Annotated in this window: 15 protein-coding genes; 6 read left to right on the forward strand and 9 right to left on the reverse strand. The window is 71.1% G+C overall.

Annotated elements, in window-relative coordinates; genetic code table 11:
* Nucleotides 1–21 precede the first annotated feature (21 nt).
* On the reverse strand, nucleotides 22–522 hold the full coding sequence (locus ACOKM3_RS40195) for a hypothetical protein (RefSeq protein WP_426906235.1): 501 nt from the start codon (nucleotides 520–522) through the stop codon (nucleotides 22–24).
* A gap of 40 nt (nucleotides 523–562) precedes the next feature.
* Here ACOKM3_RS40195 and ACOKM3_RS40200 point away from each other — a divergent pair, with 40 nt between their 5' ends.
* Entirely contained in the window at nucleotides 563–922 is a 360-nt protein-coding gene (locus ACOKM3_RS40200; protein WP_426906236.1) for a hypothetical protein, read from the forward strand.
* Between the two features lie 7 nt (nucleotides 923–929).
* Here the strand turns inward: ACOKM3_RS40200 and ACOKM3_RS40205 are convergent, their stop codons facing one another.
* The gene (locus ACOKM3_RS40205; RefSeq protein ID WP_426906237.1) at nucleotides 930–1,739 is read right to left on the reverse strand and encodes an ArsR/SmtB family transcription factor; all 810 of its coding nucleotides are present in this window, start codon (nucleotides 1,737–1,739) and stop codon (nucleotides 930–932) included.
* 381 nt (nucleotides 1,740–2,120) lie between these two features.
* Here ACOKM3_RS40205 and ACOKM3_RS40210 point away from each other — a divergent pair, with 381 nt between their 5' ends.
* The 3 genes from ACOKM3_RS40210 (at nucleotide 2,121) to ACOKM3_RS40220 (ending at nucleotide 5,030) form a co-directional block, all read left to right on the forward strand.
* On the forward strand, nucleotides 2,121–2,681 hold the full coding sequence (locus tag ACOKM3_RS40210) for a TetR/AcrR family transcriptional regulator (protein WP_426906238.1): 561 nt from the start codon (nucleotides 2,121–2,123) through the stop codon (nucleotides 2,679–2,681).
* Nucleotides 2,682–3,012: 331 nt separating this feature from the next.
* Complete coding sequence (locus tag ACOKM3_RS40215) at nucleotides 3,013–4,293, forward strand: MFS transporter (RefSeq protein WP_426906239.1); 1,281 nt, start codon at nucleotides 3,013–3,015, stop codon at nucleotides 4,291–4,293.
* A gap of 92 nt (nucleotides 4,294–4,385) precedes the next feature.
* Complete coding sequence (locus ACOKM3_RS40220; protein WP_426906240.1) at nucleotides 4,386–5,030, forward strand: class I SAM-dependent methyltransferase; 645 nt, start codon at nucleotides 4,386–4,388, stop codon at nucleotides 5,028–5,030.
* Here ACOKM3_RS40220 and ACOKM3_RS40225 read toward each other — a convergent pair.
* Nucleotides 4,999–5,790 (reverse strand): MerR family transcriptional regulator, encoded by a 792-nt coding sequence (locus ACOKM3_RS40225; protein ID WP_426906241.1) that lies wholly within the window; start codon nucleotides 5,788–5,790, stop codon nucleotides 4,999–5,001. The genes ACOKM3_RS40220 and ACOKM3_RS40225 overlap by 32 nt on opposite strands.
* A gap of 79 nt (nucleotides 5,791–5,869) precedes the next feature.
* On the opposite strand from ACOKM3_RS40225, the gene ACOKM3_RS40230 reads away from it, so the two are divergent.
* Entirely contained in the window at nucleotides 5,870–6,310 is a 441-nt protein-coding gene (locus tag ACOKM3_RS40230) for a DUF6194 family protein (protein ID WP_426907016.1), read from the forward strand.
* Here ACOKM3_RS40230 and ACOKM3_RS40235 read toward each other — a convergent pair whose 3' ends face one another.
* Together ACOKM3_RS40235 and ACOKM3_RS40240 are read right to left on the reverse strand one after the other, a co-directional pair.
* Nucleotides 6,311–6,676 carry an iron chaperone gene (locus ACOKM3_RS40235; RefSeq protein ID WP_426906242.1) on the reverse strand — a complete coding sequence of 122 codons (366 nt, stop codon included), beginning with the start codon at nucleotides 6,674–6,676 and terminating at the stop codon, nucleotides 6,311–6,313.
* A gap of 45 nt (nucleotides 6,677–6,721) precedes the next feature.
* Nucleotides 6,722–7,657, reverse strand: coding sequence for an EamA family transporter (locus ACOKM3_RS40240; RefSeq protein ID WP_426906243.1), 936 nt, complete (start codon nucleotides 7,655–7,657; stop codon nucleotides 6,722–6,724).
* An 84-nt stretch (nucleotides 7,658–7,741) separates the two neighbouring features.
* On the opposite strand from ACOKM3_RS40240, the gene ACOKM3_RS40245 reads away from it, so the two are divergent.
* Nucleotides 7,742–8,650 carry a LysR substrate-binding domain-containing protein gene (locus ACOKM3_RS40245; protein ID WP_426906244.1) on the forward strand — a complete coding sequence of 303 codons (909 nt, stop codon included), beginning with the start codon at nucleotides 7,742–7,744 and terminating at the stop codon, nucleotides 8,648–8,650.
* On the opposite strand, the gene ACOKM3_RS40250 is transcribed toward ACOKM3_RS40245, so the two are convergent.
* From ACOKM3_RS40250 to ACOKM3_RS40265, 4 genes are all read right to left on the reverse strand, one after another.
* Nucleotides 8,644–9,249: a dihydrofolate reductase family protein gene (locus ACOKM3_RS40250; RefSeq protein ID WP_426906245.1), complete on the reverse strand. Its 606-nt coding sequence runs from the start codon at nucleotides 9,247–9,249 to the stop codon at nucleotides 8,644–8,646. The genes ACOKM3_RS40245 and ACOKM3_RS40250 overlap by 7 nt on opposite strands.
* 87 nt (nucleotides 9,250–9,336) lie before the next feature.
* Complete coding sequence (locus tag ACOKM3_RS40255; RefSeq protein ID WP_426906246.1) at nucleotides 9,337–10,479, reverse strand: acyl-CoA dehydrogenase family protein; 1,143 nt, start codon at nucleotides 10,477–10,479, stop codon at nucleotides 9,337–9,339.
* 50 nt (nucleotides 10,480–10,529) lie between these two features.
* Complete coding sequence (locus ACOKM3_RS40260) at nucleotides 10,530–11,156, reverse strand: TetR/AcrR family transcriptional regulator (protein ID WP_426906247.1); 627 nt, start codon at nucleotides 11,154–11,156, stop codon at nucleotides 10,530–10,532.
* A 6-nt stretch (nucleotides 11,157–11,162) separates the two neighbouring features.
* Complete coding sequence (locus ACOKM3_RS40265; protein WP_426906248.1) at nucleotides 11,163–13,025, reverse strand: AMP-dependent synthetase/ligase; 1,863 nt, start codon at nucleotides 13,023–13,025, stop codon at nucleotides 11,163–11,165.
* Nucleotides 13,026–13,058 lie beyond the last annotated feature (33 nt).

Here is a 13,058-nt window from a genome sequence, read left to right on the forward strand (position 1 = left end):
ATCACCCCATCGGGCTCCGGGTCACCCGACCAAGTCCCCGATCGCCCGAGCCACCTCGACCGCCCGCGGATCCGCGCCGCCCGGCCATGGCCCCCGGGCCACCGTGTAGCCGAAGGCCACCCCGGTGTCCGGGTCGACGCAGCCCACCGCGCCGCACGCACCGTCGTGGCCGAGGCTGCGCGGGCCGCCCCACGCCAGCTGTTTGCTCGGCTTCTGGAAGACGATGGCGTGCGCGCGGTCGTGCTGGTCGAGCACCTCGTCGTAGCCGCGCACCTGCTGCTGGCCGACCGTGGCGACGGTGTCGGGGCTCAGCAGCGGCGCCGATCCCTCGACACCCGGGACATGTGGCTGCTGGGCGCGGTGCTGATGCTCGCCGTCGGGGCGGCGATGGTTCCGGAGTTCCGCGCGGCGCAGGAACGGGAGCGGGAATTCCGGGCGGCGCCGGTGTGTGCCTCGGTCCCGGTCGAGGTGTCGGACTGCCGGTGGAGGCAGCAGTTCACCGTACGCAGTGTGGACCTGCACCGCGGGTCGAGACACAAGTCGCCGGAGGCCGACCTGCGCGATGTCAAGGGCGAGCGCCAGGAGACCACCGAGGGCCCGCTGGAGTGGCCGACGGACCGCCTCGGCGGGCGCCCTCGCGTGCCTGTCGTTCGGCGCGGCCGCTCTGGTCGGTGCGCTGTGGTCGGCGTTCTCCCGTGGCAACCGGCGGCACGACGCGGCCGGGAGAATGGTGTGCCTGCACGGCATCCCACTCGGCGTCACCGCCATCCTGACGCTGTGGCTGCAGTCGGCCAACGACTGGCCCGCGCGGTCGCTTCCGATCATCTGGGGGATCGCCGCGGCGCTGATCCTCGCCAACATGGTGGGCTTCGTCGTGGCGGCGCTGCGCGGGCAGATCGGGCGCCCGGGCGGCGAGGCGTAACGACGGCTCAGCCCACCAGCGCCCCGCTGAGCAGATGGCTGCCGAGCCGGGTGAGGCTGTGATGCATCCGGTGCCGCTCCCGGGTGCTGGCGATGAGCCCGGCGCGCCGCAGCACCGCCGCGTGCTCGCTCGCCGAGGACAGCGAAACGCCCGCTACCCGCGCCAACTCCGTTGTCGTACAGGGCTCTTGGAGCGCCTGAAGGACCGCCGCGCGCGTGTGTCCTAGCAGTGGGGCGAGCCTCGGGACCGGCCCGTCGACCACCTCCGCGCTCAGCGGCATGGCCGGATACACCAGGACCGGCCACAGCGCCTCGTCCAGCAGCGCGACCGGTGTGCGGCGACAGAAGTACGAGGGGACGAGGAGCAGTCCGCGCCCCTGGAGGTGGATGTCCCGTTCGACGGGGTAGTCGGCGACCAGCACGGGTGACTGCCAGCGCAGTATGGGCGCGAAGGTGCGCAGCATCTCCTCGGTGCCGAGCCGGCACTGCGCCCCGGTCCGGTGCCGCCGGTCGCCCTCGACGCGTGCCGCGATCTGCGGCCAGGCCGGCGCGAGCACGGAGGCGTGATAGATACGCAGGGCCTGACCCAGCCGGTGCACCGCGTCCAGATCGCCGGCGGCCAGCGGCCGGGTCCACGCGGGCAAGGTGCTGTTCTGGGCCGCCAACAGCGCCATCTCCGCGCGTAGTTGACGGCGAGGAGTGGAGAGCACGGCATCGATTCCGCACTCGAGCCCGGCGAGACCCGCGGCGGGCGTCAGAAAGTCCGGGAAGTAGCCTCGCGGCGGCATCAGCGGCGACAGTGTCCGCAACGCGCTCATGTCGCGCGGACACTGTCGCCTCCGCCATGCGTTGAGCACCGGCTCGCGCCGCATCTCCCGGAGTTGATGCAGGCTCAGCACGATTTCCCAGAGTGGGTCCGGTACCTCGGCGATCCTGGTGCGGGCCAGATCTCCCGCTTGGAAGTGAATACGCAGCACGGCTTCCCCCGAATCCGCCACGGCGTTGGGTGGTGCGGACACACGCTCCGGGGTGGTCAGGTGAACCGGAACGTGCACCGTCCTGAAGTGCTGAAGTGTCCTATGCTGGGACCATAGTGGCGAGAACGGCGGTTCTCAAGGCGGCGCGCGAGGCGCGTCCGGCGCTCAAGGGGCGTACGGGGGCTGTGAGTTGGCGGCGAGCTGTTTGGAGGCGGCGTCCAGTTGATACCGGACGACCTGCGGGTTCATGTGGTCGAGGTGGCGGACGAGCTGTTCTACACCCACGGTGTCCACGCGGTGACGATGCACCGCATCCGTGACGAGGCGGGGGTGCCGCTGAAGCGGCTCTACCAGATGTTCCCGTCCAAGGACCTGCTCCTCGCGGCCTGCCTCGAACGGCGCGACCAGGTGGCGCGTTCGGCGATAGGGCAGCGCGTCGGCTCGATCGAGGACCCGGTCGCGAAGCTCCTCGGCCCCTTCGACTTCCTGAACGACTGGTTCCGCCAACCGGGCTTCCGCGGCTGCGTGTTCGCGGGCGCGTTCGGGGAGGTGGGTGCCGCCGCGCCGATGGTCGTGACCGCCGTGCAGACCCACAAGACCGCCCTGCGCGCGCTCCTGACCGAACTGGCTGAGGGTGCCGGCGCCCGCAACTCGGCAGCGTTGGGCGCCCAGTTGGCCGTGCTCTTCGACGGGGCGATGGCCCTCGCGACGTTCGCGGGGGACAGGGACGCCGCGCTGCACGCGCGCAAGGCGGCGCAGGCGGTGCTGGCGGCGGAACTGTGACGTCTGACGACGCAGAATGCGTCGTCAGACGTCACAGTCCGGGACGGCGCGGGCGGCTCGCGCGCTCCAGCCGGTGAGGTCTGCGCGAGGCCGGGCGGAGGCCGTGTCGAGGGCACTGGGTGCAGTGTGAAATAATTTCACCCTGCCGGTGTGAGCACGGTCCCGATGGAGACCGTCGACGCCACCATCTGTTCTTCCGTTCTCCGGATGCCACGACCGTTTCCCCCGGTCGCGCCGTGTCCGGACGTCGGCATGAGCGGGTGGGGCAGGACGCCCGCCCCGGCGCCTGCCCCAGCCCACCTCGCGCGACGGAACGACGGAACCAAGCCACATGACACAACTGGATGAGATGGCCGCGACCCCGAGCGCCGCGGGCCCGGTGGACAGTGCGGACGGCGGCGACGGCGGTGACAAGCCGAGCCGTTACGCGAAGAAGGCGGTGTTCGCCTCCTCCCTCGGCTACGCGATGGACGGCTTCGACCTGCTGATCCTGAGCTTCGCCCTCTCCGCGATCTCCGCAGACCTGGGCCTGGACAAGGCGCAGGGCGGCTCGCTCGCCACCATCACGCTCATCGGCGCCGTCGTCGGTGGACTCGGCTTCGGGATGCTCGCCGACCGGATCGGGCGGGTGAAGGTCCTCACGTACTCGGTGATCTTCTTCGCCGTCTTCACCGGCCTGTCGGCGCTGGCGACCTCGTACGGGGAGCTGTCCGCGTTCCGGTTCCTGGCCGGCGTCGGTATCGGCGGCGAGTTCGGCATCGGTATGACGCTCGCCGCCGAGGCATGGCCGAGCAAGAAGCGGGCGCGCGCCACGTCGCTGGTCGCGCTCGGCTTCCAGGCGGGTGTGCTGGCCGCGGCGCTCATCTCGGCGCCCGTGCTCGCCGCATGGGGCTGGCAGGGACTGTTCCTGATCGGCGCGGTGCCCGCCGTGGTCGCCATCGCGCTCCGCTCCCGGCTGCACGAGCCCGAGCACTTCACGCGCAGCCGCAGCGAGGGGGCGGCACTCTCCACCCTCGCCTCCCTGAAGCTGCTGGTGAAGGACGGGCCCACCGCGCGTGCCAGCTTCGGCGTCCTGGTCCTGACCTCGGTCCAGAACTTCGGCTACTACGGCATCATGACCTGGCTGCCCACCTACCTGAGCGAGCGGTTCGGCTACAGCCTCACCAAGTCCTCCGGCTGGACCGCCGTCACCGTCGTCGGCATGGCGCTCGGGATTCTTCTTTTCGGTGAACTCGCCGACCGGCTCGGCAGGCGCAGGACGTTCTGGCTGTTCCAGGTCGGCGCGGCCGTCTCCGTCCTCGCGTACAGCCAGCTCGTCTCGCCCTGGGCGCTGCTCGTCGGCGGCGCCGTGATGGGCCTCTTCGCCAACGGCATGACCGGTGGCTACGGCGCGCTGATGGCCGAGCTGTACCCGACGCAGGTGCGGGCCACCGCGCAGAACACCCTGTTCAACATCGGCCGTGCGGTGGGCGGTTTCGCGCCCGTCGTCGTGGCCCTGTGCGCGGACCGGTGGGGCTTCGCCGTCGCCATCGGCCTGCTGTCCGCGATCTACGTAGCCGACATCCTCGCCATGTTCGTGATCCCGGAGCGCAAGGGCGCGCGGCTCGCCTGAGGGCCCCTGACGGCACCCGCGCAGGGTGCTCGCCTTCGGCGCGGACGGGCCGCATGCTGGGACCGGACGTCCGCGCCGAAGGGGAGGCAGCCGTGACTGCTCGCGATCAGGACCTGCGTACCCAGAAGATCTGGGCCCGCGACGCGCCCCACTACGACGGCTGGATGCGCCGCATCGACCGGCACCTGCTGCGCGGCGGGCGCGCCCGGCTGTGCGAGCGGGCCCACGGCCGGGTCCTCGAGGTCGCCGTCGGCACCGGCCTCAACCTGCCGCACTATCCCAAGGGCACCGACCTGACCGGGATCGACCTCTCCCCGGACATGCTGGCCCGCGCCCGGGTACGCGCCGCGGATCTCGGTGTCGACGCCGTCCTCAGCGAGGCGTCCGCGACCCGGCTCCCGTTCCCCGACGGCTCCTTCGACACGGTCGTCTGCGCGCTGGCCCTGTGCTGCATCCCCGACGACCGCTCGGCCGTCGCCGAGATGCACCGCGTCCTCGCGCCGGGCGGCACGCTCCTCCTGATCGACCATGTCATCAGCCACCGGTTCGCCGTCCGTACGCTCCAGCGGGCGCTCGAACCCGTGATGATGAAGCTCGCCGACGACCATCAACTGCGCCGCCCGCTGCACCTCGTACGGGAGGCGGGATTCGGCGTCGTCGAGCGTGAGCGCTACAGCTTCGGCGTGATCGAAAGGCTCGTCGCGGTCAAGCCGGAGCCGGAGCCCGAGCCGGAGTGAGGGAGTCCAGGACGGCGGCGAGGTCCGCGCCCGCGCGCAGGAGCTCCACGGAGCGCGCGGCGATCCGGTCGAGGCGTTCCGCGAGGATGTGCCGGACCCGCTCGGGGCCGCCGCCCTCCTGCAACGAATGCAGGGAGTGCAGCGAGTCGATGATGTCCCGCACCGCGGGGATGCCGTATCCGCTGCCGCGCAGCGCCGCGACGATCCTGGCCGCGCCGATCGCCGACGCGTCGTAGCGGCGCGCCCGCAGCGAGGTCACACGCTCGGGCGCGACGAGTCCCTCCCGCTCCCAGAAGCGCAGCGTGGAGGTGCGGACGCCGAGCGCGGCGGCGAGTTCGGTGATGGTCATGGTGTCGGCGCCTTCGGCCGCGCCCTGGCGTGCTGCCTCGGTTTCGACCGCGCCGTGGTGGGCCGTCGCCTCGGACTCGATCGCCCACAACGCCTGCTGGGCGCGCAGCACCTCGTCGCGTTCGCGCGCCAGGCCGACATGCACGGCGCTGATCGCGGCAGCCGCCTCCGTGACGGTCCGCGTCCACAGGTCCGCCATCAGCTGCCGGGCGGCGACGGGCCCGACGGCCCCGGCGAGCCCCCGGTAGGCACGCAGTGCCCGTACATGGACGGGTGCGTACGCCCGGTAGCCATTGCCCGAGCGCGTGGCCGCCGGAATGACACCGAGCCGTTCCAGATCGCGCACCTGTTGCACGGAGTACCCCGACTCCCTGGCGACATCGACGGTCCTGAGCGCGCTCTCGTCGGCCATCGATTCCCTTTCGCCCCCCCCGAACAACCCCACATAGGCACTTCAAGCCGATGCTTGAACCATGACCAGCAACACGAGTATGGAACAGATCATCACGACCGTGCGCGGCTTCGACGGCGCGCTCGTCCTCGCTCCCGAGCCGGGCGGCGACTTCCCGGAGATCGCGTGGGGCGACGCGTTCTTCTACTACGCGCCGGACGGCGAGGTCCCGCAGGCCGTCCAGCCGTACGGGACGATCGTCACCAAGAACTACCCGGGCGACGTGCTGTCGGCACTGGACGCACCCGGCCGCCTGCGCGTGAACATCCAGCTCGACCGGGCCACGTTCCACCAGCTCACTGGAGACTCCCCGGTGGACCACGCGGCCGTCGACACCGTGCTGCCCCATCCCGTGTACGGCGCCCAGAACTGGATCTGCGTCGTCAATCCCGGCGAGCGGACGCACGACACGGTCCTGCGGCTGCTGCGCGCCGCGCACGACGCCGCACGCGCCCGCTTCGAGCGCCGTCGGCAGCCGTGATCAGCAGGCCGTGCCCGGCCGGGCCGCCGTCGCCCGCAACAGCTCCCGCACGAGCTCGAAGTCGACGGCCGTCACCTTCCGGAACCGCAGACACCCCTTGCCCATGTCCTGGCCCGCGAGCCGCTCGGTGAAGGCCTCACGCACATCGCCGCGCATCAGGTAGAAGGAGATGTACTGCTTCTGGCTCGCGAACGCGATCTCGGCGACACCCTCCCGCTCGTAGGTGGGCATGCCGTACGCCATGACCTCCGCGAAGCCGGCCAGCTCGGCGCGGCACAGCCGCCGGAGTTCGCCGAGCGCGGCGCGGCGCTCGGCGGGCACCTCGTCGAGGTAGTCGTCCACGGTCCGGGCGGAGCTTTGCACCATGGCGGGATCGTACGCGGGCGGTCGCACGGCCGTCGGCGTGCTCGCTCACGCCCCACTCGACGCCGGGGCGGGATCCGAGACGTCGAGTGTCGGCGCTGTCGGTCGCCTGGCGCCCGCGCGGGTGGCGCCGATGCCGGCGGCGACCACGAAGGCGATACCGGCGGCGGGTGCCAGGCCGGGTGTCTGCCCGAGGACGAGGAGGCCGACCAGCAGCGCGATGGCGGGTTCGAGGCTCATCAGGGTCCCGAAGGCCGACGTGGTGAGGCGTCGCAGGGCGAGGAACTCGAGGGCGAAGGGCAGTACGGGACTCAGGGCGGCCAGGGCGAGCATGATCCACAGGGTCGGCCAGGTGACGTGGGCCGTGACGGCGGGCGCGGCGATCAGCATGCCGAGCACGCCGGCGACGGGCATGGAGACGGCGAGCCCCTTCAGGCCCGTGACACGGTCGCCGACGCGCTGGGTCAGCAGGATGTAGGAGGCCCAGCAGGCAGCCGCTGCCAGCGCGTACACCGCACCGAGCGCGTCGAGGCCGCCGTGCCAGGGCTCGGTCAGCAGGACGACACCGATCGCCGCCGCCGCGGCCCATGTCCTGCGGCCGTGACCCGGCCCGAACAGGGAGACGGCCAGCGGGCCCAGGAACTCCAGCGCGCTCGCCGTGCCCAGGGGCAGACGGGAGAGGGCCAGCATGAAGAAGACCATCATGCCCGCGGTCGCGGCGCCGAGCACCGTGCAGGCCAGTAGGTCGGATGCGGTGAAGTCACGGCGGCGGGGACGGACGAGGACGAGCAGCAGCACGCCGGCCCAGCCCAGGCGGAGCCCCGCCGTGCCCAGCGCGCTGAGCTGGCCGAAGAGCGGCACGGTCAGGGCCGAGCCGAGCTGGACGGTGGACATGGAGGCGACCGCCATCGCGAATCCGGCTTGCGCGCCGCTCGGACGGGATGGATGCAGGCGGGATCGGTGCTGGGGCTGGGGCGAACTCATGGTCGACAGTCAATGCCCCCTGCACCGTTCGCGTCCACGTGCCGATCCTGGACGTTCTGTTCGATGATCCTGGACAATGGGGAGATGGAGACACGGCGTCTGCGGCTACTGGTGGAACTGTCCCGGCTGGGCTCGATGCGCGCGGTCGCGGACACGGTGGGCACCACGACGTCGACGGTCTCGCAGCAACTCGCCGTCCTGGCACGGGAGATGGGGGCCGATCTGATCGAGCCGGAGGGGCGGCGGGTGCGACTCACCCCGGCCGGCCGACGGCTGGCCGAGCACGCCGCGGTGATCCTCGCCGCCGTCGAGGCCGCGCGCCTCGACCTCGCGCCAGGGGCCGAGCCGAACGGGACGCTGCGGGTGGCCGGGTTCGCCACCGCCATCCGCGTCCACCTGCTGCCCCTCGTCACCGAGCTGGCGGCCGGCCATCCCCGGCTGAACATCCTCGTCCGCGAGCACGAACCCGCCGAGGCGCTGGAGCTGCTCGCCTCGGACGAGACCGATCTCGCGCTCACCTACGACTACAACCTGGCCCCCGCCGACCCGGACCCCGCACTGCACACCACCGCCCTGTGGACCGCCTCCTGGGGGCTCGGCGTCCCGGCCGACGCCGAGGTGCCCGAAGGGGCCGACACCCTCGACGTCTTCGCCCGGTTCCGCGCGCAGGACTGGATCGTGAACTCCCGCGGCACCTCCGACGCGACGGTCATCCACACCCTGGCCGCCATGGCAGGGTTCACGCCCCGCGTCACCCATCAGGCCGACAGCCTCGACCTGGTCCAGGGCATGATCACAGCCGGGCTCGGGGTGGGGCTGCTCCCCGTCGACACCCCCACCGTCCCCGGGGTCCGGCTGCTTCCCCTCACCGGCCCCGAGGTGGTGCTGCGCGCCCATGTCGTCGCACGCCAGGGACGCCTGGGCTGGCCGCCGATCGCACTGGTCACCGACCTCCTCACCCGGCGGACCGCGTCCCGGCCGACCCCTCAGTAGCTGTCGTAGCTCGGCTCACCGTTCGGCCGGTAGACGCCGACGACGGTGCCGCCCTTCGTCGTCGAGACGGTGACCGGCTCCAGCGCGGTGGGGATCGCCCCGTCGGCGAACAGCCGCTTGCCGGTGCCGATGATGACCGGGTGGATGGTCAGCCGGTACTCGTCGACGAGGTTGTTCCGCATCAGGGTCTGCGCGAGGTCGCCGCTGCCGACGACGTTGATGTCGCCGCCGCCGGACGTCTGCAACTTCCGCACGGCGTCGACCACATCGCCCTCCAGGAGCGTGGAGTTCCGCCACTCGACGGACTTCAGGGTCCGGGACGCCACGTACTTGCGCATGCTGTTCATGCGCTCGGTGAACGGGTTGCCGGGATCGGCGTTCGGCCAGTACGACGCGAAGAGGTCGTACGTCTTGCGGCCGAGCAGCATCCCCTCGGCGTTCTCGTACCAGCCGGCGATGGCCGCGCCGACCTCCTCGTCGTCCGTCGGCTTCTGCCAGCCGCCGTGCCGGAAGCCGTCCTCCACGTCCTCGTCCGAACCACCGGGCGCCTGCATGACGCCGTCCAGGGTCAGGAACGTACAAACAATGACCTTGCTCATGGTGTGTTCCCTTCGTCGACAGATAGACCGGACGAGCGCCGGGAACTCATCGACGGAACACACCGGGAGGACGGCCGCGCGGCGCGCCTACAACCCGTACGTCTTGCCGATGATGTCCCGCTGGATCTCGCTCGTCCCGCCGTACACCGTCGACACGACCGTCGCGCGCAGCATGGCCTCCATGCCGTACTCGGTGGCGTAGCCGTAGCCGCCCATCATCTGCATGCCCTCCAGAGTGATGTGCTTCGCCAGCTCCGTGCACTTGAGCTTCGCCATCGAGGCCTCGCGGGGGAACACCTTGCCCGGTTCCGCGTCGATCGTCGCGGCGGTGTCGTCCAGGAGGAGCTGCGCGCACTCCAGTTCCGTCGCCATGTCCGCGATGCGGTGCTTGAGTGCCTGGAAGGAGCCGATGGGGCGGCCGAACTGCTCGCGCTGGCGGACGTACGCCAAGGTGTCGTCGAAGGCCCGGCGCGCCACGCCCAGCATCATCGCGGCGAGGATCATCCGCTCCAGGTTCAGGCCCGCCATCAGCTGCGTCCAGGCCTTCCCCGGCGTGCCGACCACCGCCGAGTCCGGGACGTAACAGTCCGTGAAGTAGAGGTCGTTGACCTCCTTGCCGCCCATCGTGTCGATGCCGCGGATGGTCAGGCCCTCGGCGTCCGTCGGCACCATGAACTGGGTCAGGCCCTCGTGCTTCGACGAACCCGGTTCCGTACGGGCGATCAGCAGGATGTGGTCGGCGAAGTGGGCGTTCGAGCACCACGTCTTCTGCCCGTTGACCAGATAGCCGCCCGCGGTGCGCTCCGCACGGCAGGTCAGCGCGCCCACGTCGGAACCGGCCCCCGGCTCGGACATCGAGACCGACTCGACCCGGCCGTTCACCACGCCTTCGAGGATGGTGCGCTTCTGCTCCTCCGTGCCGAACTTGTCGTACGCCGCCGCGGTGATGATCGTCGTGCCGAAACCGCTGATGGGGGCGCGGCCGTAGGACGTCTCCTGGAGGAAGAGGGAGAGGTCCACCATGCCGCGGCCCGCGCCGCCGTACTCCTCGGGGACGGCGATGCCGAGCCAGCCGAGCTTCGCCATCTTCTCGTACAGCCGCTGGTTGTGATGCTCCGCGCCGTTGGACGTCAGCTTGTCGCGCTGTTCCTTCGTGCCGCACTCGCGGGAGCAGAAGTCCGCGATGGCCTTGACCAGATCACGGCGCTCGTCGGACAGGACTCGGGGCATGGTGTGTCTCCTGAGGAAGAAGATAGGTGTGTACGTGACGGTGGCCGCGGTCAGCTGTCGCGTACCGCGGGGAAGACCGTGTGCAGCAGGTGGAGCACCGAGCGGGTGAGCAGCACGTGCAGGTCGTCGCGGGTGAGCGTGCCGCGCTCCAGCCACTCGTGGGACGCGGACTTGAGCATGGCGCTGTGGGCGCGGATCATCGCGCGGAGCTTCTCCCGGCCCGCGTCCTCGGCGACGTCCGTCATCATCGCGGCCTCGAGGATCCGGTCGGTGGCGATCTCGTCGGCCTCCAGCATGATCCGGTCGACCTCCGGGTCGCCGAGTGACTCCATGCCGATGGCCGCGAGCCACATCTCCCGGTTCCGCTCGACGACTTCGAGCCAGCGGTCGACGCAGACGGCCAGGCGTTCCTCGGCCGTGGTCGGTGGCAGCCGCTGTGACACGGAGGCCGGGATGACCATCATCTGCCGCACCACTTCCAGGTACAGCTGCCGCTTGTCACCGAAATAGTGGTTGACCAGGGCCCGGGCCACGCCGGCCTCGGCCGCGATGTCCGAGATCGACACCGAGGCGTAGCCGGTGGAACCGAACCGCCGGCGGGCGACGGCGAGGATCTCGGCGCGGCGCGCATCCGGTTCCATCCGGCGGCGCCGGGTGGCCTGGGCCTTGCCTCCCATGGGCGGCTACTCCTTGTCCCTGTCCGCAGGGTCCCTGTCCACCGGTTCGTCGGACTCGTACATCGACTCGATCGTCGCCGCGTGCAGGTCGTCGATGGCCTTGCGGCGCAGACTCAGCTTGGGCGTCAGCTCGCCCGTCTCCGCCGTCCACGGCCCGGCGACGACCCGGTACCGCTTGACCTGTTCCACCCGCGAGAGCACCGCGTTGGCCTCCTCGACCGCGGCATCGAGCGCCGTCAACACCTCGGGGTGCACGGCGAGTTCGTCGAGCGCGGTCGTGGTGATGCCGTGGGCGCGAGCCCAGGGCGGGGCCGCTTCCTCGTCGAGGACGAGCAGCGCCGTGAGGTAGCGGCGCCGGTCGCCGATCGCGACGGCCTGGCCGATCAACGGGTGTGCGCGCAGCAGGGATTCGATCCTCGTCGGGGCGATGTTCTTGCCGCCGGCGGTGATGATGAGTTCCTTCTTGCGGTCCGTGACGGTGACGATGCCCCGGGAGTCGACGGTGCCGACGTCACCCGTCGGCAGCCAGCCCTCGGCGTCCGTGCCGGGCGCGATGCCGCCGTCCGCCTGGAGGTACCCGGAGAAGACGACGGGGCCGCGGACGAACAGCTCGCCGTCCTTGGCCTCCTTGACCTCGATCCCGGGCCCCGGACGGCCGACCGAGCCGAGGGCGAACACATCGGGCGTGCTGACGGTGGCCGCGCCAGTGGTCTCGCTCAGGCCCCACACCTCGTACACCGGCAGGCCCACGCTCGCGAGGAACTCCAGGACGGCCGTGGGGATCGGGGCGGCGCCGCTGAATGCCCGCAGGCAGTCGTCGAAGCCGATCGCGGCGCGCAGCGGCCGCAGTGCGAGCTCGTCCAACTTCCGTAGCTGTTCTGTCAGTTCGGGAGGCACGCTCTTGCCGGCGGAGCGTAGTCGGAACACTTCGAGTGCCGTCTTCTGGGCCTGCGCCAGGGCCGTCGCCTGCTGCTCCGGGAGCGCGGCGAGCTGGGCGCGCAGGCCGGTGGTGAGCTTCTCCCACACCCGCGGCACACCGAAGAAGCCGTGCGGGCGGACCTTCTGGAGCGCGGGCAGCAGCTGGTCGGGGGAGGGGCAGATGGTGACGTGGCCGGCGCTGCAGATCGGCATGTAGATCCCGAGGACCCGCTCCGCGATGTGCGCCATCGGCAGATACGCGACCGAGCGCGGATGCGGCGGCAGCGGCACCAACTGCTCCTGCATCACGGACTCGTGGACCACGTTGCGGTGCGAGAGCACCACACCCTTGGGGTCGCCGGTGGTGCCCGAGGTGTAGACGAGGGCCAGCGGCTGGTCCGGGGTCACGGCATCCGTGAGTGACTCGAAGGCGGCGTCGTCGGGCGGCAGGGCATTGCGCACCGCCGCGTAGCTGACGAACCGTGGATCGTCGGCGGGGGCGGCCGACCAGTCGAGGACGACCACGGCGCGCAGGTTCGGCAGATCGTCCAGGACGGGCGCCCAGCGCCGCACCTGCTCCGCGCCCTCAAGCACAAGCACGGTGGCCGCGCTGTGCCGGGCGATGACCCCGATCTGTTCGCCGCTCAGGGTGTCGTACGTGCTGCAGGGCAGTGCGCCGATGTGGGCGGCGGCCAGATCGGTGACCCAGTGCTCGGCGCGCTTCGACATCGCGATGAGCAGGCGATCGCCGCGACTCAGGCCGAGTTGGGCGAGGCCGCGGGTGAGCGCGGCGGTCTCGGCGCGCAGCTGGGACCAGGTCAGCGTGCCCGAGTCCGGATCGATGCCGGTGGTGAGGGCCGGCCGGTCGCCGAATTCCTCGGCGTTGCGGCGCAATAGTTTGGTGATCGTCAGCCCGTCGATGGACTGGCGCAGCGGCTCTGTTGGCGTCACGGCGGCTCCCGGGAACGTACGACGTTGAACGTG

Source organism: Streptomyces nidicola, from assembly GCF_050106155.1.
Classification (GTDB): domain Bacteria; phylum Actinomycetota; class Actinomycetes; order Streptomycetales; family Streptomycetaceae; genus Streptomyces.

Excerpts from the sequence above, each read along its gene's own strand:
- ACOKM3_RS40250 (WP_426906245.1), bottom strand. The coding sequence starts at position 9,249 with ATGAGCAAGGTCATTGTTTGTACGTTCCTGACCCTGGACGGCGTCATG.
- ACOKM3_RS40215 (WP_426906239.1), top strand. The coding sequence starts at position 3,013 with ATGACACAACTGGATGAGATGGCCGCGACCCCGAGCGCCGCGGGCCCG.
- ACOKM3_RS40200 (WP_426906236.1), top strand. The coding sequence starts at position 563 with ATGTCAAGGGCGAGCGCCAGGAGACCACCGAGGGCCCGCTGGAGTGGC.
- ACOKM3_RS40205 (WP_426906237.1), bottom strand. The coding sequence starts at position 1,739 with ATGAGCGCGTTGCGGACACTGTCGCCGCTGATGCCGCCGCGAGGCTAC.
- ACOKM3_RS40245 (WP_426906244.1), top strand. The coding sequence starts at position 7,742 with ATGGAGACACGGCGTCTGCGGCTACTGGTGGAACTGTCCCGGCTGGGC.
- ACOKM3_RS40225 (WP_426906241.1), bottom strand. The coding sequence starts at position 5,790 with ATGGCCGACGAGAGCGCGCTCAGGACCGTCGATGTCGCCAGGGAGTCG.
- ACOKM3_RS40230 (WP_426907016.1), top strand. The coding sequence starts at position 5,870 with ATGGAACAGATCATCACGACCGTGCGCGGCTTCGACGGCGCGCTCGTC.
- ACOKM3_RS40260 (WP_426906247.1), bottom strand. The coding sequence starts at position 11,156 with ATGGGAGGCAAGGCCCAGGCCACCCGGCGCCGCCGGATGGAACCGGAT.
- ACOKM3_RS40240 (WP_426906243.1), bottom strand. The coding sequence starts at position 7,657 with ATGAGTTCGCCCCAGCCCCAGCACCGATCCCGCCTGCATCCATCCCGT.
- ACOKM3_RS40255 (WP_426906246.1), bottom strand. The coding sequence starts at position 10,479 with ATGCCCCGAGTCCTGTCCGACGAGCGCCGTGATCTGGTCAAGGCCATC.
- ACOKM3_RS40235 (WP_426906242.1), bottom strand. The coding sequence starts at position 6,676 with ATGGTGCAAAGCTCCGCCCGGACCGTGGACGACTACCTCGACGAGGTG.